The sequence below is a fragment of the Ideonella sp. A 288 genome, from assembly GCF_002198735.1.
Lineage (GTDB): Bacteria > Pseudomonadota > Gammaproteobacteria > Burkholderiales > Burkholderiaceae_C > Pseudaquabacterium.
On sequence record NZ_MWLO01000137.1, the window covers coordinates 104998 to 130042 of the forward strand.

Genomic DNA, 25045 nt, shown 5'->3' on the forward strand with positions numbered 1-25045 from the left:
GCCCGAACAGGCCAGGTGGTCGGCCGGCGCCCCGGCGGGAGCTGACCTATCCGCGGAACGGCGACGGGTCGAACTGCTTCAGGTGCAGTGCGCGCCACACCCGCTCGGCCGTCACCGGCATCTGGATCGCCTCGGCCGACGCGCCCAGCCCGGCGGCATCCAGCGCATCGATCACCGCATTGACCACCGCCGGCGTGGCGCCGATGGTGCCCAGTTCGCCGACGCCCTTGACGCCCAGCGCGTTGGTGCGACAGGGGATGGACGTGTCGAACACGGTCTTGAAGCCGAGGAAGCCGTCGGCCCGCGGCAGCGCGTAGTCCATGAAGCTGGCGCTGAGCAACTGGCCGCTCTCGCGGTCGTAGGCCACCCGCTCGCACAGTGCCTGGCCGATGCCCTGCACCGCGCCGCCCTCGATCTGCCCGCGCACGATGGTCGGGCTGATGACGCGGCCGATGTCGTTGACCGAGGCATAGGCCACCACCGCCACCTCGCCGGTGTCGGGATCGAGTTCGACCTCGCAGACGTGGCAGCCGTTGGGCCAGGTCGGCCCGCCGACGCTGCTGGTGCTGTCGACGACGATGACCGACTCGGGCTGCTGGCCGGCCAGCTCGAACAAGTCCACCCCCAGGTCGGTGCCGGCCACGACGAATCGACCGGCCTGGTACTGCAGGTCGTCGGCCGGTGCTTCCAGCGACTGGGCGGCCAGGTCGCGTGCCTTGTCGAGCGTGCGTGTCGCGGCGACGCTGACCGCCGTGCCGCCGGTGAACAGCGAGCGCGAGCCAGCGCTGCCGAAGCCGTTGACGCGGTCGGTGTCGCCCTGCAGCACCCGGATGCGGTCGATCGGCACGTCGAACACGTCGACCGCCAGCTGCGCATAGCTGGTGGCGATGCCCTGTCCCATGGCCTGGGTGGCCGAGCCCAGCTCGATGAAGCCATCGGCCGTGACGTTGACGGTGACGCGCTCCTCGAACGCGTTGCCGCCGGTCCATTCCAGGAAGGTGGCGATGCCGCGGCCGCGCAGGCGCCCCCGCGCGCGCGAGGCCTCGCGGCGGGCGGCGTAGCCCTGCCAGTCGGCCAGCGCCAGCCCCTGGTCGAGGATCTTCTCGAAACTGCCGCTGTCGTAGGTCTGCCCCATCGGGTTCTTGTAGGGCATCTGCACGGGCCGGAGCATGTTGCGGCGGCGCAGTTCGGCCGGGTCCAGCTTCAGGCGTCGCGCGGCGGCGTCCATCAGCCGCTCGACCAGGTAGATCGCCTCGGGGCGGCCGGCACCCCGGTAGGCGCCGACGCTGGCGGTGTTGGTCATCACCGCGGTGAACTCGAAATCGATGGCCGGGATGTCGTAGACGCTGGTCTGCACCCAGGGACCGATGAGCACCTGGATGGCCACGCCGGTGGTGCTGGCGTAGGCGCCGACATTGGCCACCCCGCGCACGCGCAGGGCCAGCACCCGGCCGTCGGCGTCCAGCGCCAGTTCGCCGCGGCTGCGCACGTCCCGGCCGTGCACGGCCGAGAGGAACTCTTCCAGCCGCTCGGCGCGCCACTTGACCGGGCGCCCCAGTTCGCGGGCCGCATGCGCCACCGCGATGTCCTCGGGGTAGATGCCGGTCTTCATGCCGAAGCCGCCGCCGACGTCGCCCACCAGCACGCGCACGTCGTCGACCTCGAGTTCGGGCAGCGCATCGGCCAGCGAGCTGCGCACACCGGTGGGCATCTGGCTGGACAGGCGCACCATCAGCCGCCCGTCGTCGTCGTCGGTCCAGGCCAGTACGCAGCGAGGCTCGATCGGGCTGGGCGCCAGGCGCTGGTTGTCAACGTCGACCTGCACGGTGTGCACGGCGCGGACAAAGGCCGCCGCAGTGGCCGCGGCGTCGCCGTGGCGCATCGCCGCAGCGATGTTGTCGGGCGCCACGTCGCACAGCACCGGCGCCCCAGGCGTCATCGCGTCGAAGGGGTCGACGACGGCGGGCAGTTCGTCGTAGTCCACCATCACGGCGTCCGCCGCCGCGCGAGCCTGGGCCAGGCTGGTGGCCACCACGGCCACCACCGCCTCGCCGACGAAGCGCACGCGCCCGTGGGCCAGGGCACGGCGGGGCGCCGACGCACCGGGGCTGCCATCGGGACGGCCGAAGGACGCCGGCCCCGGGATCGGCTTCACGCCGGCCTCGGCGAGGTCGGCACCGGTGTAGACAGCCACGACGCCCGGCATCGCCTGGGCCGCCTCGGTGTCGATCGGGCCGATCTCGGCATGGGCGTAGGGCGACCGCAGGAAGGCCATGTGCAACTGGCCGGGCATCGACAGGTCGTCGGTGTAACGTCCCTGGCCGGCCACCAGCGCCGGGTCTTCGATGCGCTTGACGGCCTGGCCGCTGCCGAAGCGGCCGACGGTGACGCTCGTGCTCATTGGACTGCCCTCCGCGCTTTGCGCTCCGGGATTCGCGCTGGGGAGCGGCCCGGCGCGCTCATGCCGCACCGCCTTCGATGGCCTGGGCGGCCTGCCGGACCGCGGCCACGATGTTGACGTAGCCGGTGCAGCGGCACAGGTTGCCCTCGAGCGCATCGACGATCTGGGCGTCGGTGGGCCGGGGTGTCTTCGACAGCAGGCAGGTGGCCGTCATCACCATGCCCGGCGTGCAGAAGCCGCACTGCAGGCCGTGGCAGTCGATGAAGGCCTGCTGCACCGGATGCAGCTGGCCGTCCCGTGCGAGGCCTTCGACCGTGGTCACGCGGCACCCCTGTGCCTGGACGGCCAGGACGCTGCAGCTCTTGACCGCCTCGCCGTCCAGCAGCACCGTGCAGGCGCCGCACTGGGTGGTGTCGCAGCCGGCATGGGTGCCGGTCAGGCCCAGCGGGCCCCGCAACACCTCGATCAGCAGGGCTTCGGGGCCGGCCTGGCAGGCCACGGGTCGCCCGTTGACGTTCAAGTGGATCGTTGTCATGGCGCGATGGGTCTCCGAGCGTTCGGCACATGTTATCGCCGAGCCTCACAGGACCCCCGCGACCGGGGGGCTGCCTCCGGAAACGGACCCCTTGTTCGAGGGGCGAAGCGGCCAAAACTGCACGACGCGCCTTGTCTCGGCGCGTTGTCGCGTGAGAATATGGACTGAACTTTGCTACCCTGCCGTCCGGCCGTTACGCTGACCCGCAAGCGGCCATTGAATGCCCGTTGGGGCCCACGTATTCCGAAAGTCAGCCATGAGCCAAGCACCCGACCGATCCCCGGCCTCCGACGACGCCACGGCGGCCCCGTCGCCGAGCCAGGACAGCCGGCGCCGCATGCTGCTCAAGGGTCTGGGCAAGGGCTCCGTGGTGCTGGCCGCCACGGTTCCGATCAAGGCGTTGGCAGTCACGTCGATCACCGCCGACAAGCACCTGTGCACGGTGTCCGGGGTGCAATCCGGCGTGCGCTCCAACCCCGGCAGCCTGCCCACCTGCAGCGGCAAGTCGTTCCAGTACTACCAGCCTGCGGGCCGCTGGCCCCTCAGTGGCGGGCAGGAGTCGGTGTACAACGGCACCAACACCTACCTGCGCAGCGGGGCCACGTTCGCCGGGGTGTTCGGAGGGGGCAGCGCCTCGACGATGGCCACCCTGTTTGCCGGCGGCCTCACCAACGCCACCGCGTCCGACGAGGCGCACTGGATCGTGGCGCTGCTCAATGCGGGCAGCACCAACGGCATCAACTACCCCTACACAGCGTTGGAGATCGTTGCCTTGTACTCCAACGCGCTGAAGCGGGCCGCTGCACTGGCGTTCTTCAAGACCTACATGGAACTGGGCGGCTGACCCGCACCGCGCCGCCCTGACGCAGGGCCTGTCTGCTTGAGCGCACCCGATGCCGTCTGGCGGCTGAACCCGCTGGTCTCGCTGCAATGGCGAGACTGGGGTGGCGATGCCGTCGTCTACGAAGCCAGTTCCGGGCAGACCCACCAACTCGATCGCCTGACGGCCGCCGTGGTGGCCCACCTGGAGCAGCAACCCGCCTCGGTCGAGGCGCTGCGGCTTGACTTGGCCGACGCGGTGGATGGCACCGAGCAGGCGCAACTGCCGGAAGCCCTGAACGTGATCGTCGGTCGCCTGGTCGTCCTGGGGTGGCTGCAGGCAGGCACCCCATGAAGCTCCGCGAACTGTCGCGCCAGGAACTGCGCGCCCGCCTGCACGGCGACGGACTGCGGGTGCGCACGGGCCCGTTCAACTTTCGGCTGCAGTCGCCCATCGAATCAGTGGCCGATGGTTTGGCGCTGCTGTACGGTGAATCGCCTCTGTCCGACGACGCCGACTTCATCGACTTCACGGTGACGATGGCGAGAGGCACCGGCCTGCGCCGCTGGATCAAGCCCCAGGCCCGCTTCGTCTACGACGGCGAGTCGCCGTTCGAGCCGCTGCCGGAGGACCACGCCTACCCGCTGCTGGAATGGTCGATGAACTGGTGCATCTCGACCCAGGCGCACCAGTACCTGTTGCTGCATGCGGCCGTGATCGAGCGCCACGGCTTCGCCGCCATCCTGCCGGCGCCGCCCGGCTCGGGCAAGAGCACGCTGTGTGCGGGCCTCATCCACCGTGGCTGGCGCCTGCTGTCCGACGAGTTGGCCCTCATCGACCCTGCGACCCTGTCGATCACGCCGTTGGCACGCCCCGTCAGCCTGAAGAACGAGTCGCTGCAGGTGATCCGCGCCTTCGAGCCCAGTGCCGTGCTGAACCAGGAGACGCGCGAGACCACCAAGGGCACGGTGACCCACATGCGCGTGCCTGCCGAGCATCTGGCCAGGCTGGACGAAACGGCGCAGCCGCGCTGGGTCATCTTCCCGCGCTTCGTGGCCGGTTCGGACGCCGACCTCAGGCCCCGCCCCAAGGCCGACAGCATGCTGGAACTGGCCCGCAATGGCTTCAACTACTCACTGCTCGGCCGCACGGCCTTCGACGCACTGGCCGGCGTGATCGACACCAGCGACTGCTACGAGTTCAGCTACAGCCGGCTCGACGATGCCGTCGCGGTGTTCGACCGGCTGGCTGCCGATTCACAGTCATGAGCGCCGCTCTGCCGTCCGGAGGCGCTCATTCCCCGTCGGGGGGACGGCGCGCAGCACCCAGGGGGCTGGGGTGAGCGGTCGCGACCTGTTGTCCGGCCTGTGGGTGGCCGACGAGTGCCCGACCTGGTCGTTGCGCGACTGGGAAGACGCACTCGGCCAGGCCCGCCAGTGCCGGCTGCAGGCACGCATGGCCCTGCTGTTCCAGGACCGAGGCTGGATGGACCGGGTGCCGCGCGGCCCCGACCACTACCTGCGCAATGCCCTCATGGCCGCCGAGCGCCAGCACCGCGAGGTGGCCTGGGAGATCGATTGCATCGAATCGGCCCTGGCCAGCGTCGACACACCGGTGGTGCTGCTCAAGGGTGCGGCCTACCTGGCCGGCGGCCTGCCCGCCGCCCGCGGCCGGATGTTCTCCGACATCGACGTCATGGTCGACCGCCCGCGCATGGCGGACGCGGAAACGGCGCTCTTCGTGGCCGGCTGGATCCCCGGCCGTCACGATGCGTACGATGAACGCTACTACCGCGACTGGATGCACGAGATCCCGCCGCTCAAGCATGTGCAGCGGGGCACCTACATCGACCTGCACCACACGATCGCGCCACCGACCTCGCGCTACCGCGTCGATGGCAGCGCCCTGATGGCCCGGGCTCGGCCGCTCAGGCCGGGTGGTCGACTGCACATTCTCTGCCCAGAAGACATGGTGTTGCACAGTGCCATCCACCTTCTGCAGGAAGGCGAATTCGGCACGGGGCTGCGCGACCTTCTGGATCTGCGCGAACTGCTGCTGCATTTCGGTGCCGATGCCAGGTTCTGGCCCTCGCTGGTCGATCGGGCCGCCTCGCTGCGGCTGGCGGAGCCGCTGCGCCAGGTGCTGGTTCAACTGCAGCGCCTGACCGGCCTGACCTGGCCGGCCGAGGCGCACGACCGCCTGGTCGAGATCGAACCCTGGGGCGCCAGCGCGAAGGGGTTGAGTGCGCTGCTGACCATTGCGCTCAGGCCGCCCCACCCCAGCAGCGACCTGCCGTCATCGCCCTGGGCACGCTGGCTGCTGTACGTGCGGTCGCACTACGTGCGCATGCCCATGCACCAGGTGGTGCCGCACCTGGTGCGCAAGGCCTACGTGCGGCGCCTGCGGCGCGAGCCATGACGCCGGGTTCCGGCGGGCGCGGCAGGCCTGGATGAAGCCCGCCCTTGCCGCCAGGTGACGAAGCCCGCCGTGGCACCGACCAGCACGGCCAGACTGACCACCCAGTCACGATGCTCCCGGATGAAGGCGAAGAACCTTCCCGGTACGGCCAGCACGCCGTCGGCCGGCGCGGCCACCACCAGGGGCATGGCCGTGGCTTCCGCCCGATCGTTGACCGTCGGGCTCTCGCGCGGTGGCGCACGCTCGCCACCGCCCAGGACGCCGACGGCCGACTTGATCAACTGCCTGACGAGGGTGGGGTCGGCGGCGTCGCGATCGGCCGCCAGCGTGCCCGGCGGTGCGCTGGCGCGGCGGGACGGGTCGGGCACGGCGACTGACATCCCGCGAGAGGCACGATCCAACGCCGCCGGATCGCCCTCGACGCCGGAATCGCCGCCCAGCTTCGCCTTCAGCAAGAGGTCCATGCTGCGGTCACCGGTGGAGACCTCGAGCTGCGATGGACGCGCTGGCTCGGGCTCTTCGGCTGCTTCTGATCCGCCACCGGTCGGCCCGGCTGCGGCACGCTCGGTCGATGCCTTCGGCGCGTCAGCGGCCATCGCCGCCTGGCATGCAGCCCAGGCCACCAATGCCACCAAAGCGCGCTTGCTCATCTCAACACCTCGACCGCGTGCCAACCCGTAGAAGCCCACCATGCCGGGGGACCGTTCATTCTGGCATCGGCCCTTCGCGCTGCAAGGCCGCAGAACCGGCAAACCACCTGAATGGGTGGTCCGACGGATCGGTCAGACGAGCACTTCTACGCAGGCCGGATGGCCCAGGAACGATTGCGGGCTGGCGCTCGCACCGTAGGCGCCAGACTGGTACACGACCACGAGGTCGCCCACGTCGGCCACCGGCAGGTCCATGCGATCGGCCAGCAGGTCGAGCGGCGTGCACAGGGGTCCGACCACCGAGGCGACCTCGCGCTCGCCGTCGCCCGCCTTGCTGCCGATCGTGACCGGGTAATTCTTGCGCACCACCTGGCCGAAGTTGCCCGAGGCCGACAGGTGGTGGTGCAGGCCGCCGTCGGTGACCAGGTACACCTGACCGCGCGACACCTTGCGGTCCACCACGCGGGCCACGTAGACACCGGCCTCGCCGACGAAGTAGCGGCCGAGTTCGATGACGATGGAGGCCTCGGGCAGTTCGGACCGCGCGCGATCCTGGATCGCCCGGAGGTTGTCGCCGATGGGCGCCAGGTCGAGCCGCTGCTCACCTGGGAAGTAGGGGATGCCGAAGCCTCCGCCGAGGTTCAGGAACTTCACGGGCGCCGGAACGGCCTCGGCGAGCCGCAGCGCCAGCTCGTACGACTTTCGCTGGGCTTCGCAGATGGAGTCGGCGCGCAGGTTCTGCGAGCCGGCGAAGAGGTGGAAGCCTTCGAACGACAGACCCGCCTGCGCGATGCGCCCGAGCAACTGCGGCACCACCTCGACGTCGACGCCGAACTGCTTGGGGCCGCCGCCCATCTTCATGCCCGAGCCCTTAAGCTCGAAGTCGGGATTGACGCGAACCGCCACGCGGGCGCCCCGGCCGTCTCGGGCGGCAATGTCTGCCAGCACGTCCACCTCGCGCAGCGATTCGAGGTTGATGAGCACACCGGCCGCAGCGGCCTGGCGCAACTCGACATCGCGCTTGCCGGGGCCGGCGAAGCTCACTTCGACGGGATCGGCACCGGCGTCCAGTGCGACCTTCAGTTCGCCCGCCGACGCCACGTCGATGCCGTCGACCAGCCCCGCCATGAAGCCGACCACGGCCGGCATCGGGTTGGCCTTCATGGCGTAGTGCAGCTTGATGCCGGACGGCAGGGCACTGCGAAGCTCGGCCACACGCTGGCGCAGCAGGCCGCGGTCATAGGCGTAGAACGGCGTCTGGCCGACGCGATCGGCCAGGCGTGTCAGCGCCATCCCACCGACCACCAACTGTCCGTCGTGCACGGGAAACTGGTTCATCGGTGCATGCACCACGGCGCGCACGGGAGGCTGTCGATCAGAAGGGGACATGGCTTTCAACAAGGATGGAGCCGACGCCCGTGGCAGCGACCGGCCCTGCGGCTCGATGCTTCAGCCAACGTGACGCTCGACCCACTGGGTGGACAGCAGTTTGCGATCGATCTTGCCGTTGGGATTGCGGGGCAACGGCCCTTCGGCGGATTCGATGCCATGAGGCATCATGTACGCAGGCATCTGCGCCCGGCAGGCGGCCATCACGGCATCGATGTCGAGCGTGGTGGCATCGGCCGGCCGCGTGGCGATCACCTGGATCGCATGACCCAAGGTCGGGTGGTCGACGCCGAAGGCCACGCACTCGCCGACCAGACGGGTCGCGTACAGGATCTCTTCGACCTCGGTGGGGCTCACCCGGTAGCCCGAGGTCTTCATCATCTCGTCGCGGCGACCGATGAAGTAGAGGAAGCCGTCCGCATCGCGACGCACGGTGTCGCCCGAGAACACGGCGTACTCGGGCAATTGCAGCCCCGCCGGACGGCCGGGCGCGCCGACGGGCAGCAGTTTGTAGCGCTCGGCCGTCTTCTCGGCATCGTTCCAGTAGCCCTGGCCGACCAGCGCGCCGCGGTGCACGAGTTCGCCGGGTTCTTCGGCGCCGCACGGCGTGCCGTCCTCGCGAAGCACCAGGATCTCGGCGTTCGGGATGGCCTTGCCGATGGAGTCCGGCCGACGGTCGACTTCTTCCGGCGGCAGGTAGGTGGACCGGAAGGCCTCGGTCAGGCCGTACATGAGGAATGGCTTGGCGCGCGGCACGCGCGCCCGCAGAGCGGTGAGCGTTTCCCTGGGCATCCGGCCGCCGGTGTTGGCGAAGTAGCGCAGGTGTTCGCCGATGGCGGCCGGCCACTCCAGCTGGGCCAGCTGGATGTACAGCGGCGGCACGGCGGTCAGCCCGGTGACGCGTTCCCGTTCCATGGCCCGGAGCACGTCGCGCGGCATCAGGTAGTTCAGCAACTCGACCCGGGCACCGGCATGGAAGGCCGTCGTCAGCTGGCTGAAGCCGGCGTCGAACGACAACGGCAACGCCGCCAGCAGGGTGTCGCCCGGTCTGTTTTCAAGGTAGGACGCCACGCTCTTCGCGCCCGCGACCATGTTGCGATGCGACAGCACCACCCCCTTCGGCTTGCCCGTGCTGCCCGAGGTGTAGAGGATGGCCGCCATGTCGGTGTCGATCACGCGGTGGGCCGGCGCGGATGGCGCAGCCAACAAGTCCGCCCAGGTGCACACGTTCAGCGTCGGTGCAGCCTCGGTGGCCGCAGCTGCGGCGTCGGTCAGCACGACGTGCCGGAGGGCCGGACACCCCGCCAGGACCGGCGCGAGCAGCGCGTACCGCTCAGGCGACGTGACCAGCACGCGCACATCGCAGTCGCGCAGGATGAAGACCACCTGCTCGGGCTTGAGCAGCGGGTTCAACGGCACAAACACACCGCCGGCCGCGGGCGCGCCGAAACTCGACACGACCGTCTCCAGCCTTTTCTCCAGATAGATGCCCACCCGCTCACCGCGACCGAGTCCAAGGGCCAACAACCCCTGGGCACAACGCTCCACCGATTGGGCGAGCTCAGCGTAGGTGGCCGAGGATCCTCGCCAGGAGACGGCAACCGCCTCGGGAGCACGCTGCGCGGCGACGGAAATCAGCTCGTGCAGCAGCACGGAATCGGTCATACGGCTCAATCGATCGAGTGACGGAAGGTCAAACCTTCAATGTATCGCAGCACCGGTCTGGGGCCGGCATCGGGTTCGTGACGGATTGCCCTGGCCTTGCCCGTCGCGCGCGCCATGGCCACCCCGGCCGGGCTGCCGCGGCGCTGTCCATGCGCCATCGGCCCAGCCTCTGTCGCGCTGTCGGTTTCGCGACTTTTTGTGCTTTTCGGCAGTGGCCGAAGTCAGGCGCCCCTGCTCATCTCTCACAATGCCCTCCGACAATTCCCACGGCGTCTGCGCACAGAGCTGTGCCGACCCGTCCAACGCGCTTGCCGACACCATGACCCAAGACACCCGATCGAGACTGCAGAGCATCTTCCGCGAAGTCTTCGACGACGACCAGTTGACCCTGGCCGACGACACCAGCCGCGAGTCCCTGGAGGCATGGGACAGCCTGGGGCACATCCGGTTGATCTCCGCCCTGGAGGAAGACCTGGGCATCAGCTTCACGCTCGACGAAATCGAGCAGATGACGTCGGTCGCCCAGATTCTGGCCTGCATCACCAGCAAGGGGTGACGCGCCCGCCCTGCCACTCGCGTCCCGTTCTATGAGTACCACACGCCTCACCCTGCTCGACCTGCCCTGGCTGCCGCGGCTTTCGGGCGACTTCAAGACCACGCTCGCGGCAGTCGAGCAGTCCGCCGAAGCGGATTGGGGCGCAACACTCTCGGCGCTTAGCCGGCAGGCGCTGGGCATGAACCAGGCCCTGTCCCTCTCGCGCGCGCTGAAGCGGCTTCAGGCCAGTCGCCAGACGACATCGCTCACCCAGTTCACGCTGGGCATCGCGAGCAATGCCACCGTGGACTTCATCGTCCCGTTCCTCGAGGCCACGGCCCTGCGCTATGGGATCGCGCTGAAAGTGGTCACCGGCCCGTTCGGCCAGGTGGTGCAGGCGTCTCTCGACCCGGCATCCGCGATCAACGCCGCCAAGCCGGATGCCGTGCTGATTGCGCTCGATCATCGTGGCCTGCCGTTTCGCAACGACGCCGGCGGAGCCTGGCCGCCCTGCGACTCTGCGGCGGCGCTGCAGGAGATGGAGACCATCCGGGCAGGATTTCGCCGCCACAGCGGCGCCGTTTGCCTTGTCCAATCGGTGCCTCAACCCCTGGTGCCGTTGTTCGGCAGCCTAGACGCCACGCTCGCAGGGTCTGAGCGCTCCGCGATCGCCGCCTTCAACCGAAGCCTGGCGAGCGACCTTTCAGCGAAGGGCGACCTGCTCGTCGACATCGACGCCCTGGCACAGTCGGTCGGATTGGACGACTGGTACAACGATCGCGACTGGCACCTCGCCAAGCTGGCCTTCTCGCAGCGCGCCCTTCCGCTGTACGCCGACCATGTGATGCGCACCATCGCCGCACTGCGTGGAAAGGCGCGCAAGTGCCTGGTGCTGGACCTCGACAACACGCTCTGGGGCGGGGTCATCGGAGACGACGGCCTGGAAGGCATCGCCGTCGACCAGGGCGATGCCCGCGGCGAAGCGCACCGGGCGGTCCAGTCCGCAGCCCTGGATCTTCGCCGCCGGGGCATCGTGCTGGCGGTCTGCTCGAAGAACGACGACCAGACGGCTCGTCTGCCCTTTCGCCAGCACCCCGGCATGATCCTGAAGGAAGACGACTTCGCGGTCTTCATCGCCAACTGGGAAGACAAGGCGTCGAACCTGGAGCGCATCGCCCAGCGGCTGGACATCGGCCTGGACGCGCTGGTGTTCCTGGACGACAACCCGGTCGAGCGGGCCCAGGTTCGGCAGGCGCTGCCGGCGGTGGCCGTGCCGGAGCTCGACTCGGACCCATCCAGCTACGTCCGCACGCTGATGCTCGGGGGCTACTTCGAATCGGTGGCGTTCACTCCGGAAGACCTGGCCAGGGCCGACCAGTACCAGGGCAACGCGCACCGCGCCGAGCTGCTGGAAGGCTCGCGCGACCTCGGCCAGTTCCTGCAATCCCTGGGGATGACGATCCAGTTCGCGCCCTTCCATGCCCAGGGCCGCAAGCGCATCACCCAGTTGATCAACAAGACCAACCAGTTCAACGTCACGACGCGCCGCTACACCGAAGCACAAGTGGCCGCGATGGAAACCTCGCCCGACCATTTCACGCTGCAGGTGGGCCTGGTCGATCGCTTCGGCGACAACGGCATGATCTGCGCCGTGATCTGCCACCGCCGGCCCGACGAATGGGAGATCGACAGCTGGTTGATGAGTTGCCGCGTGCTGAACCGCAAGGTGGAGGAGGCCGTGTGCAACCGCATCGCCGGTGAGGCGATCGCGGCCGGGGCCCGGCGGCTGATCGGGCTGTACGTGCCCACGCCACGCAATCACATCGTGGCTGGCCTGTTCGAGCAGCTGGGCTTCACCAGGGATGACAGCTCCGACGATGCCCAGCGGTGGACGCTGGACCTGCAGGCATTCAGGCCGTTCGACGTGCCGTTCGTCGAAGCGCCTCGAGCAGAGCCCGCGGTGACCATGCCATGAACTTCACGCTGACGGAGCGGGACAGCTGGGACTTTGCACGACTGTCCGGCGACTTCAATCCGCTGCACGTCGATCCTGTGGCGGCCAGGCGCCTGCAGTTCGGCGGCACCGTGTGCCACGGTGTCCATCTGGTGCTGAAGTCGCTGGATCTGGCCGCCGAGGCAGGCTGGGTCGTGCCCGCCCGCATCGAGACCATCGGCGCGGTGTTTGGGTCCCCCGTGCGCACCGGCACGCCGGTCGACGTGGTGGCGGACAGAGAAGGCGGCGCAGACCGCCTGCGCATCGTCGCGACGAGTGAAGGTCGACCGCTGTTCACCGCCAAGCTGACGCTGGCGGACGGCCTTGCCTGCGGGCCCAGGCCAGCGGACCGCGCGCCAGAGGCTCCTGCGCTTCCGTTGTGCCCCGACTTCCCGCCACCGCAGCCGATGCCGGCACTCGCGTCGAGCGTGCCGCTGGGTGCCAACACCGTCCTGATGCAGGAACTGCTCCCTTCATTGGCCGACGCGCCCCAGGGGCCAGAGCTCACCGCGGACCTGCTGGCGACGACCCGCATCGTCGGCATGGTCTGCCCGGGCCTGCACTCGATCTACTCAGAGCTGAAACTGCGACGGCTGCGCGCCGGGGCCATTTCCGCCGACGGCAGGATGGACTGTGCCGTGACGCGCGCCGACCCGCGCTTTCGAAGTGTCCGGATCGACGTGACTGGCTGCACACTGGAAGGCACGCTGAGCGCGTTCTTCCGCGCTCCGCCGGTGTCCCAGCCGCTGCTGGCCGACCTGCGCTCGGCCGTCGATGCCGCTCGCTTTGCCGGACAGCACGCGCTGGTGATCGGCGGCTCGCGCGGCCTGGGCGAATTGGTGGCCAAACTGCTGTTGACCGGCGGCGCACGGGTGATGCTGACCTACGCCCAGGGCCAGGCCGACGCCCAGCGCATCTGCGACGAGGCCGCCGCGGCCGGTGTCGACGCCCGCGCAACGCAACTCGACGCGAGCCGGGCCTTGCCTCCCGAGCAGGCCGCGGCACTGGCCGCGGCCGGTTTCACGCACCTGTACCACTTCGCAACCCCGCCCATCTCGAAAAGCCCGGCCGGCTCCTGGAGCCCAACCCTGTTCGACCGATACTGTGCTTTCTACGTGCATGGCTTCGTCGCCGCTGTTCGAGCCGCGGCGGCGGGCCGCCAAGGCAGCGCGGCGCCACTTCGGGTGCTGTACCCATCGACGGTCTTCCTGGACAAGCCCGAGCGTGGGTTTGCCGAGTATTGCGCCGCCAAGGCCGCCGGCGAGGCCATGTGCGATCACCTGGCGCTGGACGCCGGCCTTGCGGTGCACCGGCCACGGTTGCCGCGGCTGCAAACCGACCAGAACAGCAGCTTCATGGGGGTCGAAGGAGAGCCGCCGCTGGCGGTGATGCTGAAGGTTCTGCACAGCTTGCATCCACAGGACGACCGGCCCCGAGTCGACAGCGCAGGATGAAGGTCAGCCCGATCCAGCCAGAACACCTGAAGGCCGTCGGGCAGTTCCTGCACGAGCACCTGAACCAGCGGTTCTCGGCCGAGCGCTGGATCAGTTCGCTCACGCACCCCTGGGCGGCGCAGCGTCCGAACCTGGGCATGCAGTTGCACGACGGCGACCAGTTGGTCGGCGTCTTCTGTGCCATCTACTCCGACCAGGTCATCGACGGGCGGGTCGAGCACTTCTGCAATCCGCACAGTTGGTGCGTGCTCGAGAGCCATCGGCGGCACGGCATCGGGCTGCTGCTGAACCTGATCAAGCAGCCGGGCTACCACTTCACGATGTTCACCCCCAACCCGACGGTGACACAGGTGTTCCGCGGCCTGAAGTTCAAGGACCTCGACGATCGGCGCTGCCGCTGCATCAACCTGCCGAGCCTGAGGGCCCTGCGGCCGGGGGCCTTTGCCGAATCTCGGCGCGACCAGGTGGCCCGTCGACTGGCGGGCCAGGATCTGGTCGACTTCGAAGCCCACCGGTCGATCCCCTGGCTCGAGTTCGCCGTCTTCGGCGCAGGGCAAGACCTGTGCTGGGTGATCTACAAACCCACCCAGTGGAAACGCCTGCGCAGCGCCTGGATCATGCACATCAGCGACAGGAACGCCTTCGATCGCCACAACGCGCTGTTGCGCAGCCATCTGCTGCTTGCGCATGGCTTCGCCACCTTGTCGATCGAGTCGCGCTGGCTGAGCAAGGTCCCAGCCCTGGCGCTGTCGGATCCGCGCACTCAGCCCAAGCTGTTCCTCAGCAAGACACTGGGCGATGCCCAGATCCGCGACGTCTACAGCGAACTGATGTCGCTGGATGTCTGACCCGTCAGGGGCTGGTGCCCTCAGCGACGCTGGCCGGCCGCGTCGGCCACCGCATGAGCCATCCAGTCGACAAGCGTCTGCTGCGCCTCGGCCTTGGCCTCGGGCTTGGAGAAGGTGTGGTCCGCGTCGGCAATGTCCTTGCGGCGCACACGCGGGTCGGCCAGCAGGCCCTTCCAGGCGTCGTGCGTCCGAGTCACCTCGTCGAACTCGCGCGCGATGAGATCGCGCCCACTCATCAACAACAGCACCGGCCCGCGGAAACGACGCAGGCCTTCGGCGGTCTTGGCGGGCAAGGGCAGCCGATCGAAATCGGCCAGGCCGTTGTCCGGGATCGCCTGGCGCTTGGCCTTGCGGCCGCGCCAATAGCCACGCACCACGCCGACGAGCGACCGGAAGGATGCGCCGACATCGAAGCCACCGGTGATGACATGCCGCCAGAACTCGCGAGACCGCAGGCGATCGATGTAGTAGTGCTTCAGGATCGCCTCGGCCTGCACTTCGTCGGTGCGCACCCAGGTGTTGGCCAGGGCGATCTGGCGCACCCTGGGGTCTTGCGAGGCGTAGAACAGGATGCCGCTGGCCGATTCGCACTCGCCAAACAGCGCCACCTGCCGCAGACCAGGCACCTGCCGCATGAACTCGTCGATGGCAGCCCGGATGTCCGCTCTGGACTGGTGATAGCCCAGATGTTCGCCTGTGCTGTCGCCCATGCCCCGCAGGTCGAAGCGCATCACCGGGTAGCCGTGGCTGGCGAACAACCGCCCCAGCGACACGAACTGGCGGTGCGCGCCGACACGGTACTGCGGACCACCGGCGACCACGATCACCACGCCGAGCACCGCGTCTGCGGCGCCACGGTGAACGATGCCGGCCAGCTCGGCGTCGCCGCAGCGGAAGGACAGGGGGTACTCCCTGGCCATGGCGATGTTGAGCGCCGGGAACGCCATCGAGGTCGACGGCTGCGGCGCCGGTGCCGACACCGGCCAGGCCAGCACCGCCGCCGTGGCCGCGTCGATCAGTTGCGGCGCCACCGCCCGCTCATGGACCTGCCAGAACAGCGGGCCGGTCACCTGGGCCACGCCGATCTGCACCCCCTTGGCGCGCCAGTCGTCGGCGAGCTTCGCACTGGCGCGAGACGGTGTGGCGTCGGCATTGGCGGCCACATCGAACCAGGCCACCGCCTTGCCTTTCAGGCGATCGCCGTCGGGCATGACCAGGGTGTCGAGCTGCCGGGCCAGCGCCGCTCCGACCGGATAGCCCGAGGCCTCGACCGCTTCGCCGCGGATCGACCGCTGGCGCAGCTCGTCGGTGCTCTTCACCCCGTCGGGCGTGCCCATCTCGGCGGCGATGCGGATGCGCAGGAACTGCGTCCAATAGGCCTTGCCCGCCAGGACCGGCATCCACAGCAGGAGCCGGTCGATGCCGGCGTCGTCCGCGGCCAACTCGGCAGCCATCAGCGCCCCGAGCCGAACGCCCAGCAAGGCACGGCAGCCATGGCCGTGTGTGCGCAACCAGGCGATGCCTCGGCGCAGGTCGTCACGCCAGGTGGCCCAATCGCCTTCCTCGAACTCCCCCGAACTGTCGCCCGTGCCGTGCGGGTCGAGCACCAGGGTGCCGATGCCACGTTCGGCCAGCGCCAGGGCCTGCAAGGTCACCATCGACCGGCACCGGTTCATCTCTTCCGCGAACGCCGGCACCACGAGCATGTCGCCCAGTGGGGCCATATGCCCGGCCGGCGGGCGGTAGAGCCCGACCAGGGGCCCGCGGCTGCCCTCCAGCAAAAGGGGACGCAGTGGGCAGATGGATTCGCTGAGAGTCATGGTTCGAACGGCACAAGGCCGCGTGGGGTCGGCCATGGGGTCGCGATTGTCACCGACCGCCTCAGGGGTTCCCAGTGCCGGCGTTGAGGCATCGGCCTGTCGCCGACCTTAGCGTTAACTCGGACACTGAATCCAGTCCCGGCGCCGCACCGGACGGGCCTCGTGGCCCGATGGTCCGCACCCGATTCGATACGATCCGCGCTTGACCGCTGGGCCAGTCGCCCGGCCTGCACCAGGCTGGCGCCCCTTGGCGCCTGACCCGATTTTTCGCTCGAACGAATGGGACACCGCTGTGGATCTGAACAAAGAACTCGCCTCGCTGGTTGACGACACCCTGAACCTGGGCGGTCGAAGCTCGGCATTCGTGGAGTCCACGCCCCTGCTCGGCGCCGTGCCCGAACTGGATTCGATGGGCGTGGTCTCGCTGATCACTGCACTGGAAGAGCGCTTCGGCATCACCATCGACGACGACGAGATCGACGGCGCGGTGTTCCAGACCTTTGGAACACTGCGGGCATTCGTCGCAGGCAAGGTAAACGACTGAATCATCGTGGCCCGCGCCCCCTGCGAGCGAAACGGCACACTGCTCGTTTCTCCCCGAACACAGGTGCCACCATAGGCCTGGAACGCCCCGGGGTTCACATTGCGCGAACGGCCGGGCCTATGCACACTTCCGCTCGCACCGCCCGCCAACGCCCCCCTTGAACAAGGGGGCTCACGTCGTCAAACTGCGATTGAGAATATGACCATGCCCAAGTTCCAAGCCTCGATCGCGCCCCACCGGGTTGTCCGCAACAGCCTGCAGGCGATGAACGCGGCCCTGATGGTCGGATGCTTGGCGTATGCGCCCAGCGTGTCGGCGCAGGATTTGACCCGACTCCAGAACCTGCTGGATGCCACTCCGGCGGGCGGTTGGGTCAAGGCCAGCACCGGAAGCTTTTCGTCGGCGTGGCCGGCCGGGGCGGCCTCGGTCGGCACGCTGTACCCCACACAAAACGGACCTGGGGCCATCGCCTACGCTTGGAGTTCGTTTGCCTGGGACTCCAACAGCAGCCAGATGCTGCTGTGGGGCGGTGGGCACGCCAACTACGCCGGCAATGAGATGTACGGCTGGCAGGCCAGTACTGGCCAGTGGACCCGCGAGTCCTTGCCTAGCCTGACCTTGCCCACGAACAACGGCACTGGCGCGTTCTATGTGGTGGACAACCTGGCGCCGGTGGCAGCGCACACCTACGACGGCAGCATCTTCCTTCCGGTGAACAATATGTTCATCAATTTCCTCGGCCCTAGCTACAACTCCGGCGACCGCGGCAAGACCTTTGTCAACGGCGTTGCCAGCAACAACGGGCCGTGGATGTTCGACCCCACCAAGGGCGATGCGAACAAGGTCGGCGGCTCCAGTGGGTCGGGTTACGACCCGGCCTCGCCGGGCGGCAACATGTGGATCAACCGCTACGGTCAATGGACCGGCACGGAGGGCCCCTATGCACCCTACGTCACCACCGCCTACCGCAACGAAGGCGGCAAGGATGTGGTTTACCTGACCATGGACCAGGGCAGCTCGCACTTCCCGTTGCTGGTCCGGTACACGGTCGGCGACGTGCGCAACGGCGGCCTGGACAAATGGGAAACCATCGGTGTGACGGTGAATACGGTCACCAGGGGCGGCACGGCCACCATCGATTCCAAGAATAACCTCATGGTGAGAACCTCGTTCGACGACACGCGGGGCGATCTGGCGATCTGGAACCTGGCCACCTCCAATGCCGTGAACCCGTCGCTGAACCCGGACATTCCGGTCAAGCTGATCAAGGCCGACGGATCGTCCCTGATCATGACGGACGACATGGCCATCGAATATGACAGTGCCAACGATCAGTTCTTGATCTGGGATGGTAAGGCGCGGGGCATGGTCTGGTCGACGCGTGCAAGTTACCTGGCCAATGGCGCCCTGTCGCGAAACTGGATCGTCACCCCACTGACCAGCACGACGGCGGCGCAGCCGGCCGGCAATTTCATGGCCGGCGTGTATGGCAAGTGGAAGTACATTCCTGAGCTGGGCGCCTTCATGGCCTTGGATGAGTTCAACCGCACCACGCTCGACGCAGCGGTGTGGCTGTACAAGCCCCTGGCTGCAGTGCCCGAAGCCAGCACGGCAGCGATGCTGATGCTGGGCCTGGGCATGCTCGGCTGGGCGGCTCGGCGGCGCGTTGTGCCCTGAGTCTTGTGTGCCGCGCCCAAGCGGCGCGGCAGCGGTGGCGTCAACTGCGGCCACAGGGGCAAGGGCGCCGGCCTGCAGCCCACGTGGCGGCCACGGCGGTCGCCAAATTTTCGGTCTCTGATCGACATTGTTCAGGGTGTGCGGTGATACGGCGGGCTTCCGTGCCGATAATCCCGCCTTCGCCGATGCGGCGGCGCTTTGGCCCGCGCTGCGGCGCTGCCGTTGGTTCGTCGACCGGCCTTTGTCGGCCTCGCTTGCACGGAGAGACCCTTGACCACACACGCAGGCAGTCGCGGCACGACCCCGCGGCTCGATCGCCTGGCCATCGGCCTGATGCTGTGCGCCACCTCGCAGTGGTGTATCGGGGCGCCCGAGAACATCACCGACGGTGAGCTGGCCCTGCTTCCGCCCTACTGCCAGGACGTGCAAGCCATCCGCTACGGCAATGCCAGTTACAACCCCTCGCCGCGTGCGCCCCACTGGGTCTCAGTGATGGGCGAGGCCTTTTGGGCCCTGCACCACTACTGTTGGGGCTTGATCCACGTGCGCCGATCGCAGGCCCCTGGCGTTGCGCCGGTTGCTCGTGCCGGCATGCTCACGTCGGCGGTCAACGACTACTTCTACGTCATCCAGAACGCACCACGAAACTTCGTCCTGGCGCCCGAGATCTTTCTGCGCATCGGCGAGGCCAGATTGATGCTGGGCCAACTCGGCGGGGCACAGGAGGCCTTCCGCACAGCGCGTGAGCTCAAGCCCGACTACTGGCCCGCGTACACCCGCTGGATCGACGTGCTGGTCAAGAATCATCAAAAGGCCGAGGCCAAGGTGCTGGCGGCCGAGGGGCTGCGGTTCGCCCCGGGGTCCAAGGAACTGGTCGACCGATTCCGCAAGCTCGGGGGCGATCCCACCACGATCATTCCAGTGCAGCTGGCCGCCTCGGCAGCCGACTTGTCTGGGACTCCGGCGGGCGCTGCGACAGCCGCAAGTTCAGCCGCCAGCACGGCCGCCAGTGCCGCAGCCCCTACGCCAACGGTGCCCTCCGTTCCGGCGTCGGAGGCCGGCCAATGAGCGTGCACTGACGTGTCGACGATACGACGGTCGCTCGCGTACTCGGCGATCGACAGCTACTTGAACCTCGCGCTCCAGATCGCCAGCACCGTGGTGATCTCGCGCATTCTGACACCCGCGGAAACCGGCGTGTTCGCAGTGGCGGCCGTGTTCGCGGCGCTGGCCAGCAACTTTCGGGACTTCGGTGTCGGTGAATACCTGATCCAGGAAACTAACCTCACCAGCGACAAGATCCGCGCCGCGCTCACGCTCAACATCGCGATCTCCTGGACCATGGGCCTGGTGCTGTTCACCTGCTCGGAATGGGCCGCCGGCTTCTATCGAACGGCCGGCGTTGGGGAAGTCATGCGCGTGCAGGCCGTCAACTTCCTGCTCATCCCGTTCGGGGCGGTGACCATGGCCTACTTTCGGCGTGAGCTGAACTTCAAGCCAATCTTCATCGTCGGCCTGGTGGCCAACGTCGGCAGCTTCGCGGTCTCGATCATTTGCGCGCTCAGGGGCATGGGCTACATGAGCCTGGCTTGGTCGTCACTGGCCGGCGTCGCCCTCACCGTGCTGATGTCGGTGTGGTTCCGGCCCCGCGACTTTCCGCGCTGGCCGGGGCTGCGCGGCGTGGCCGAGGTGTTCCATTTCGGCAAGTTCGCCAGCGGCGTCTATTTCCTCGGTCAACTCGGCAAGGGTGCGCCCGAGATGATCATCGGGCGTGCACAGAACATGGCAGCCGTGGCCATCTTCAGCCGCGCCACCGGGCTGGTCGAGATCTTCAACCGGCTGGTGCTGCGCGCGGTGCTGCCGGTCTGCATGCCGTACTTCGCCAAGAGCAACCGGGAAGACGGCAGCCTGGTCAAGGGTTATCTCACCAGCATCAGCTACCTCACCGCCATCGGCTGGCCATTCATTGCCTTCCTGGGCGTGATTGCCTTCGCCGCCATCCGTCTGGTCTATGGCCCGCAGTGGGTGGAGGCCGCGCCCCTGGCCAAGATCGCATGCGCGGCGGCCGCCGTCGATCTGGTGCACCACTTGGCCAAAGAGGCCTTGTTGGCCATTGGCAAGGCCAAGACCAGCAACAACCTGCAAGCCGGCATAGTCTCGGCCCAGATCATCGGCCTGCTCGCGGTCGTGCCGTTCGGGCTGCCCGGCGCGGCATGGGGCTTCCTGGGCGCCACCGTCGTGTCGGCCGTGTTGTCGCAATGGGTGCTGCACCGGAGCATCGGGCTGCGCCTGGTCGACGTGGCGCGCAACTGTCTGCCCAGCGTGTACATCACCGTTCTGACGGTGGCCCCGGTGGCGGTGTGGTCCGCAGTCGAAGGAATTACAGAGAACAATTTCGCACGGTTCGTCTTCGGCGGGGGCGCCATCACCGCGGCGGGCTGGATACTCAGCCTCAAGCTCCTGGGACACCCGCTCTGGCGCGAGGTGGTGAAGGTCGGTGCCTTGATGCACGCGTCGGCAGGCGCGCTGATTCGCCGCTAGGCCGCCACCGCGTGCACACGACACGGTGAGCCCACGATCACCGCGGGTCACCAATCTGCCCCGCCAGCCAACGTCACCGACCATGTCCAACGAATCCGTCTTCCTTTGCCTGGGCTCGCCCTCCGTTGGGCCAGCGGCCTCGCCCGCCTGGACGGCCGATGCCTGGCGCGGCAAGGTGCTGGCCGAAGGCCTGACCCGTGCGGCCGCCGGTCTGACGGGAGGCTTCGCCATCGGCCTGTCCGAACCCGACGGCAGCGGTTACCTGGCGGTGGACAAGTTCGCCGTGCAGACGCTCTGCTATCGCGTGGTCGATGGCCGGCTTCGGTTTGCCGAGCGAGCCGACGCATTGGCCGACGAGCACACCGAAATCGATCCGCAGGCCATCTTCGACTACCTGTACTTCCACTGCATTCCTTCGCCCCGCACCATCTTCAAGGGCATCCATCGGCTGCCGCCCGGCTGCTCTGCGCAGTACGCCAATGGCCAGTTGACGGTACAGCACTTCTGGGTGCCGGAGTTCAGCGAGCCGACCTCCGGTTCGTTCGATGCGCTGCGCGACGAGTTCCGCCATCTGCTGGACAAGTCCGTGGCCCGGCAACTCGACGGCAGTAAGCCGGCATGCTTCCTGAGCGGCGGCACCGACAGTTCGTCCGTGGCCGGCTTGATCGGCCAGGTTGGCGGCCGACCTGCCTCCACCTACTCGATCGGCTTCGAGGCACAGGGCTATGACGAGATGGCCTTTGCGCGCATCGCCGCCAAGCGCTTCGGCACCGATCATCACGAGTACTACGTGACACCGGACGACCTGGTGCGCGGTATCGGTCACGTGGCAGGGTCGTACGACCAGCCCTTCGGCAACTCGTCGGCACTGCCTGCGTACTACTGCGCCAAGTTTGCACGGGACGACGGCGTGACCAAGCTGCTGGCCGGCGACGGTGGCGACGAACTGTTCGGCGGCAATTCGCGCTATGCCATGCAACGCATCTTCGGCTGGTACGGGCGGCTGCCCGCCAGTTTCCGATCCGCCGTGATGGAGCCCCTGTTCCGGCCCGGTGCGTTCAAGGGCATTCCGGTGCTGGGCAAGGGGGCCGGCTACATCAACCAGGCCAAGGTGCCCATGCCCGACCGGCTGCAGATGTACAACCTGCTGCGCCGGCTTGGGTTTGCAGAGGTACTGACACCCGGATTCCTGGCCCAGGTCGATCCCGACGATGCCGGCAACCAGCAACGCGCCGTCTGGGCACTGGCCATCGCCCAGGAGCCGATCAACCGCACCCTGGCCTACGACTGGCGCTACACACTGGCCGAGAGCGACCTGCCCAAGGTGCGCGGCACCACCCAGTTGGCCGACGTGGGCGTGGGCTTTCCCTTCCTCGACGACGAACTGCTGTCGTTCTCGATGCGCCTGCCCGCCGATTACAAGCTCAAGGGCTTGAAACTGCGCTGGTTCTTCAAGGAGGCGCTGCGCGGCTTCCTGCCGGACGAGATCATCACCAAGAAGAAGCAAGGCTTTGGCCTGCCCTTCGGCGTTTGGGTGACCCAGCACGACGCCCTCAGGCAACTGGCCGTCGAGTCGCTGAACTCCTTCGCCCAGCGTGGCATCGTACGGCCCGACTTCATCAGGCCGCTGCTCGAGACGCTTCTGCCGGAGCACCCTGGGTACTACGGCGAGATGGTGTGGATCGTGATGATGCTGGAGCAGTGGCTGCGCCGGCATCGACCGGACTACCGCCTGGCCCATTGAAGCGTCGCCCCGCGTGCTGGTCGATTTCGATTTGAGCGCACGAGCGGCAGGCCGCCCCCGAGGGGCGAGTCCGGCCCTTCGGACAGCCTGGCCACACTGAAATGGCCACGAGCAAGCCGGGTCAGCGACTGGCCGAGGTCGACGCCCTGCGGGGCTTGGCCGCGCTGGCGGTGGTGCTCTATCACTACACCACGCGGTTTCACGAGCTGTTCGGCAATGGCGCCGAACCGGTCGTCGCCTTCCCCGGTGGGCACTATGGCGTGAACCTGTTCTTCATCATCAGCGGGTTCGTGATCTTCATGACCTTGCAGCGCACAACGCGCCCGATGGATTTCGTCGTGTCGCGGTTCAGCCGGCTGTTCCCCGCCTACTGGGTGTCCATCGCGTTGACGTTTGCTGTCACACATGCCTTGGGCCTGCCCGAAAAATTGGTGAGCCTGACCACGGCGCTGGCCAATGTGTTCATGCTCCACGGGCTGTTCGGCGTGGCCCACGTCGACGGCGTGTACTGGACCCTGGAGGTGGAACTGCTCTTCTACGTCGGCATGTTCACGCTATACCGGCTGAACTGGCTGAAGCACATCCACTGGGCGCTGGCGGCGCTGGTCACGGTGATGTGGGTGTACTTTCTCGCGGCCCGCTTCGCCGGGATCGAGCTATCCTGGACCCTGTCGCGGCTGCTGATCCTTCCATACATCGCCTGGTTCTCGCTGGGCGTGGCCATTTACCTGGCCCTCAATCCGCGAGACGCCGTCGACCGCCCACGCTCGCTGTTGCTGGCGGGTTACGCGCTGGTGACGATGGCTTTCGTGCAGTCGATGTTCGTCGGAGGACTGGCCTGTGCACTGGCCGGCCTGGTCTATCTGGCGGCGAGCGGGCGAATCCCGGTGTTGGGCCAGTCCGTGCTGGTGTGGCTCGGCGCAATCTCTTACCCCTTGTACCTGCTGCACGAGAACATCGGCTGGAGCATCCAGCTTCAGTTGCTGGCACTTGGGCTTCCGTCCGTGGTGATCGTGCCGACGACACTGGCCTTCAGCCTGGCATTGGCCACCGTGGTCTCCCGATTCGTCGAGCGGCCGGCGATGGCCTGGATACGCGCCCGCCATCGGAGCAGTCTGGCCAAATGATCGGCAGACGACGTCGGGCCGGCTGGGTCGCGCTGCTGGTGGCCACCGCAGCGCTCGCCTACGGTCATCGCCTGCATGGCGCGCAGCGTGCCCGCAACACGCTGCAATCGAAGCTCGACGGCGTTGTGCAGCTTGCCGCGGTCGACGCCACCCCCTGCGCAGCCTTGGCCGCCACGAAGCCGCTGGTGTTGCTGGTGCTGGGGCAGTCCAACGCCGCCAACCATGGCGAAGCGCGCCTACCCGCCCCGGCCCGTGTGCCGGTGTTTTCGGCCGGTCGCTGCGCCATGGCCACCGATCCGTTGCCCGGCGGTACGGGCCGCGGCGGCAGCATTTGGTCGGCCCTGCCGCAGGCCCTGGCCGAAGCAGGCACGGCTGCGCCGAGCGTCGTGCTCAGCCTGCTTGCCGTGGACTCGACCATGATCGTCGACTGGACCGATCCGGACAGCCCTATTTACCGGCGTCTGGTCGAGCATGTGGCCGACATGAGCCGGAATGGGCTGCCCCCGACGCTGGTGCTCTGGCAGCAAGGCGAATCCGATGCACGGCTGAAAACGCCTGGCGACCGTTATGCGGCGCAACTGGGGCAGTTGCGCCAGACGCTCTACCTCGCCGGCAGTTCGGCTCCGCTGCTGTTGGCACTGTCAACGGTTTGCCGCTCAGTCGCCGACGACGACCTGCGCCAAGCCATTGCCGTCTTGGCCGATCGCCGCAACGGCTTTCGTCTCGGCGCCGATACCGACACGTTGGCGGGCCCCGACCAGCGCCTCGACGGCTGCCACCTTTCCTCGTCGGGTCAAGTGGCCGCCGCACGGCTATGGGCCGATCGCATCCTCGCCGCGTTGAAGGGCTGACGGTCGCGGCATTGAGGTGACCGGCCGCCCTAC

Annotated in this window: 21 protein-coding genes; 15 read left to right on the forward strand and 6 right to left on the reverse strand. The window is 68.0% G+C overall.

Annotation, left to right across the window (positions count from 1 at the left end):
• Positions 1-46 precede the first annotated feature (46 nt).
• Together EOINJALH_RS20060 and EOINJALH_RS20065 are read right to left on the reverse strand one after the other, a co-directional pair.
• The gene (locus EOINJALH_RS20060; RefSeq protein ID WP_088283328.1) at positions 47-2401 is read right to left on the reverse strand and encodes a xanthine dehydrogenase family protein molybdopterin-binding subunit; all 2355 of its coding nucleotides are present in this window, start codon (positions 2399-2401) and stop codon (positions 47-49) included.
• Between the two features lie 58 nt (positions 2402-2459).
• Positions 2460-2936, reverse strand: a complete 477-nt coding sequence (locus EOINJALH_RS20065) for a (2Fe-2S)-binding protein (protein ID WP_088283330.1) — start codon at positions 2934-2936, stop codon at positions 2460-2462.
• Between the two features lie 256 nt (positions 2937-3192).
• Here EOINJALH_RS20065 and EOINJALH_RS20070 point away from each other — a divergent pair, with 256 nt between their 5' ends.
• The 4 genes from EOINJALH_RS20070 to EOINJALH_RS20085 all read left to right on the forward strand — a co-directional run bounded on the left by EOINJALH_RS20070 (position 3193) and on the right by EOINJALH_RS20085 (position 6174).
• Complete coding sequence (locus EOINJALH_RS20070; protein ID WP_088283332.1) at positions 3193-3780, forward strand: hypothetical protein; 588 nt, start codon at positions 3193-3195, stop codon at positions 3778-3780.
• A gap of 36 nt (positions 3781-3816) precedes the next feature.
• Positions 3817-4110 carry an HPr-rel-A system PqqD family peptide chaperone gene (locus EOINJALH_RS20075; protein WP_088283334.1) on the forward strand — a complete coding sequence of 98 codons (294 nt, stop codon included), beginning with the start codon at positions 3817-3819 and terminating at the stop codon, positions 4108-4110.
• The gene (locus EOINJALH_RS20080; RefSeq protein WP_088283336.1) at positions 4107-5024 is read left to right on the forward strand and encodes an HprK-related kinase A; all 918 of its coding nucleotides are present in this window, start codon (positions 4107-4109) and stop codon (positions 5022-5024) included. Before EOINJALH_RS20075 ends, EOINJALH_RS20080 begins: the two co-directional genes overlap by 4 nt.
• Positions 5025-5094: 70 nt before the next feature.
• A complete protein-coding gene (locus EOINJALH_RS20085; RefSeq protein ID WP_158219827.1) occupies positions 5095-6174 on the forward strand; it encodes a nucleotidyltransferase family protein in 1080 nt (359 codons plus the stop codon).
• Here EOINJALH_RS20085 and EOINJALH_RS20090 read toward each other — a convergent pair.
• The 3 genes from EOINJALH_RS20090 to EOINJALH_RS20100 form a co-directional block, all read right to left on the reverse strand.
• Entirely contained in the window at positions 6144-6824 is a 681-nt protein-coding gene (locus EOINJALH_RS20090) for a hypothetical protein (RefSeq protein ID WP_144290104.1), read from the reverse strand. The two genes, EOINJALH_RS20085 and EOINJALH_RS20090, sit on opposite strands and share 31 nt — an antisense overlap.
• Positions 6825-6956: 132 nt before the next feature.
• A complete protein-coding gene (locus EOINJALH_RS20095; protein WP_088283342.1) occupies positions 6957-8213 on the reverse strand; it encodes a pyridoxal-dependent decarboxylase, exosortase A system-associated in 1257 nt (418 codons plus the stop codon).
• A 60-nt stretch (positions 8214-8273) separates the two neighbouring features.
• The gene (locus EOINJALH_RS20100; RefSeq protein ID WP_088283344.1) at positions 8274-9878 is read right to left on the reverse strand and encodes an acyl-CoA ligase (AMP-forming), exosortase A system-associated; all 1605 of its coding nucleotides are present in this window, start codon (positions 9876-9878) and stop codon (positions 8274-8276) included.
• 247 nt (positions 9879-10125) lie between these two features.
• Between EOINJALH_RS20100 and EOINJALH_RS20105 the strand changes: the two genes are divergently transcribed.
• From EOINJALH_RS20105 to EOINJALH_RS20120, 4 genes are read left to right on the forward strand one after another with little or no spacing between them, the layout of a single operon-like run.
• Positions 10126-10434, forward strand: a complete 309-nt coding sequence (locus tag EOINJALH_RS20105; protein ID WP_199873432.1) for an acyl carrier protein — start codon at positions 10126-10128, stop codon at positions 10432-10434.
• A 31-nt stretch (positions 10435-10465) separates the two neighbouring features.
• Positions 10466-12388, forward strand: a complete 1923-nt coding sequence (locus EOINJALH_RS20110; protein WP_088283346.1) for an HAD family hydrolase — start codon at positions 10466-10468, stop codon at positions 12386-12388.
• Positions 12385-13860: an SDR family NAD(P)-dependent oxidoreductase gene (locus EOINJALH_RS20115; protein WP_088283348.1), complete on the forward strand. Its 1476-nt coding sequence runs from the start codon at positions 12385-12387 to the stop codon at positions 13858-13860. Before EOINJALH_RS20110 ends, EOINJALH_RS20115 begins: the two co-directional genes overlap by 4 nt.
• Positions 13857-14708 carry a hypothetical protein gene (locus EOINJALH_RS20120; protein WP_088283350.1) on the forward strand — a complete coding sequence of 284 codons (852 nt, stop codon included), beginning with the start codon at positions 13857-13859 and terminating at the stop codon, positions 14706-14708. Before EOINJALH_RS20115 ends, EOINJALH_RS20120 begins: the two co-directional genes overlap by 4 nt.
• A 20-nt stretch (positions 14709-14728) precedes the next feature.
• On the opposite strand, the gene EOINJALH_RS20125 is transcribed toward EOINJALH_RS20120, so the two are convergent.
• A complete protein-coding gene (locus EOINJALH_RS20125; RefSeq protein WP_088283352.1) occupies positions 14729-16564 on the reverse strand; it encodes a hydrolase 1, exosortase A system-associated in 1836 nt (611 codons plus the stop codon).
• A gap of 211 nt (positions 16565-16775) precedes the next feature.
• Here EOINJALH_RS20125 and EOINJALH_RS32250 point away from each other — a divergent pair, with 211 nt between their 5' ends.
• The 7 genes from EOINJALH_RS32250 (at position 16776) to EOINJALH_RS20160 (ending at position 25012) form a co-directional block, all read left to right on the forward strand.
• On the forward strand, positions 16776-17072 hold the full coding sequence (locus tag EOINJALH_RS32250) for an acyl carrier protein (protein WP_234413951.1): 297 nt from the start codon (positions 16776-16778) through the stop codon (positions 17070-17072).
• 204 nt (positions 17073-17276) lie between these two features.
• Positions 17277-18749 (forward strand): PEP-CTERM sorting domain-containing protein, encoded by a 1473-nt coding sequence (locus tag EOINJALH_RS32255; RefSeq protein WP_199873434.1) that lies wholly within the window; start codon positions 17277-17279, stop codon positions 18747-18749.
• A gap of 333 nt (positions 18750-19082) precedes the next feature.
• A complete protein-coding gene (locus EOINJALH_RS20140) occupies positions 19083-19817 on the forward strand; it encodes a hypothetical protein (protein WP_144290105.1) in 735 nt (244 codons plus the stop codon).
• A 60-nt stretch (positions 19818-19877) separates the two neighbouring features.
• On the forward strand, positions 19878-21290 hold the full coding sequence (locus tag EOINJALH_RS20145) for an oligosaccharide flippase family protein (RefSeq protein WP_158219829.1): 1413 nt from the start codon (positions 19878-19880) through the stop codon (positions 21288-21290).
• 82 nt (positions 21291-21372) lie between these two features.
• Positions 21373-23034, forward strand: a complete 1662-nt coding sequence (locus EOINJALH_RS20150; protein WP_088283360.1) for an asparagine synthetase B — start codon at positions 21373-21375, stop codon at positions 23032-23034.
• A 101-nt stretch (positions 23035-23135) separates the two neighbouring features.
• Positions 23136-24161 (forward strand): acyltransferase, encoded by a 1026-nt coding sequence (locus tag EOINJALH_RS20155; protein ID WP_088283362.1) that lies wholly within the window; start codon positions 23136-23138, stop codon positions 24159-24161.
• Positions 24158-25012, forward strand: coding sequence for a sialate O-acetylesterase (locus EOINJALH_RS20160; protein WP_088283364.1), 855 nt, complete (start codon positions 24158-24160; stop codon positions 25010-25012). Before EOINJALH_RS20155 ends, EOINJALH_RS20160 begins: the two co-directional genes overlap by 4 nt.
• Positions 25013-25045: the final 33 nt, after the last annotated feature.

Bases quoted from the DNA above. Each gene is read 5' to 3' on its own strand.
- EOINJALH_RS20120 (WP_088283350.1), top strand. From the start codon at position 13,857: ATGAAGGTCAGCCCGATCCAGCCAGAACACCTGAAGGCCGTCGGGCAG.
- EOINJALH_RS20090 (WP_144290104.1), bottom strand. From the start codon at position 6,824: ATGAGCAAGCGCGCTTTGGTGGCATTGGTGGCCTGGGCTGCATGCCAG.
- EOINJALH_RS20065 (WP_088283330.1), bottom strand. From the start codon at position 2,936: ATGACAACGATCCACTTGAACGTCAACGGGCGACCCGTGGCCTGCCAG.
- EOINJALH_RS20100 (WP_088283344.1), bottom strand. From the start codon at position 9,878: ATGACCGATTCCGTGCTGCTGCACGAGCTGATTTCCGTCGCCGCGCAG.
- EOINJALH_RS20110 (WP_088283346.1), top strand. From the start codon at position 10,466: ATGAGTACCACACGCCTCACCCTGCTCGACCTGCCCTGGCTGCCGCGG.
- EOINJALH_RS20060 (WP_088283328.1), bottom strand. From the start codon at position 2,401: ATGAGCACGAGCGTCACCGTCGGCCGCTTCGGCAGCGGCCAGGCCGTC.
- EOINJALH_RS20150 (WP_088283360.1), top strand. From the start codon at position 21,373: ATGTCCAACGAATCCGTCTTCCTTTGCCTGGGCTCGCCCTCCGTTGGG.
- EOINJALH_RS20105 (WP_199873432.1), top strand. From the start codon at position 10,126: ATGCCCTCCGACAATTCCCACGGCGTCTGCGCACAGAGCTGTGCCGAC.
- EOINJALH_RS20095 (WP_088283342.1), bottom strand. From the start codon at position 8,213: ATGTCCCCTTCTGATCGACAGCCTCCCGTGCGCGCCGTGGTGCATGCA.
- EOINJALH_RS32255 (WP_199873434.1), top strand. From the start codon at position 17,277: ATGCCCAAGTTCCAAGCCTCGATCGCGCCCCACCGGGTTGTCCGCAAC.
- EOINJALH_RS20080 (WP_088283336.1), top strand. From the start codon at position 4,107: ATGAAGCTCCGCGAACTGTCGCGCCAGGAACTGCGCGCCCGCCTGCAC.
- EOINJALH_RS20140 (WP_144290105.1), top strand. From the start codon at position 19,083: ATGCTGTGCGCCACCTCGCAGTGGTGTATCGGGGCGCCCGAGAACATC.
- EOINJALH_RS20070 (WP_088283332.1), top strand. From the start codon at position 3,193: ATGAGCCAAGCACCCGACCGATCCCCGGCCTCCGACGACGCCACGGCG.
- EOINJALH_RS20125 (WP_088283352.1), bottom strand. From the start codon at position 16,564: ATGGCCGACCCCACGCGGCCTTGTGCCGTTCGAACCATGACTCTCAGC.
- EOINJALH_RS20115 (WP_088283348.1), top strand. From the start codon at position 12,385: ATGAACTTCACGCTGACGGAGCGGGACAGCTGGGACTTTGCACGACTG.
- EOINJALH_RS20160 (WP_088283364.1), top strand. From the start codon at position 24,158: ATGATCGGCAGACGACGTCGGGCCGGCTGGGTCGCGCTGCTGGTGGCC.
- EOINJALH_RS20155 (WP_088283362.1), top strand. From the start codon at position 23,136: ATGGCCACGAGCAAGCCGGGTCAGCGACTGGCCGAGGTCGACGCCCTG.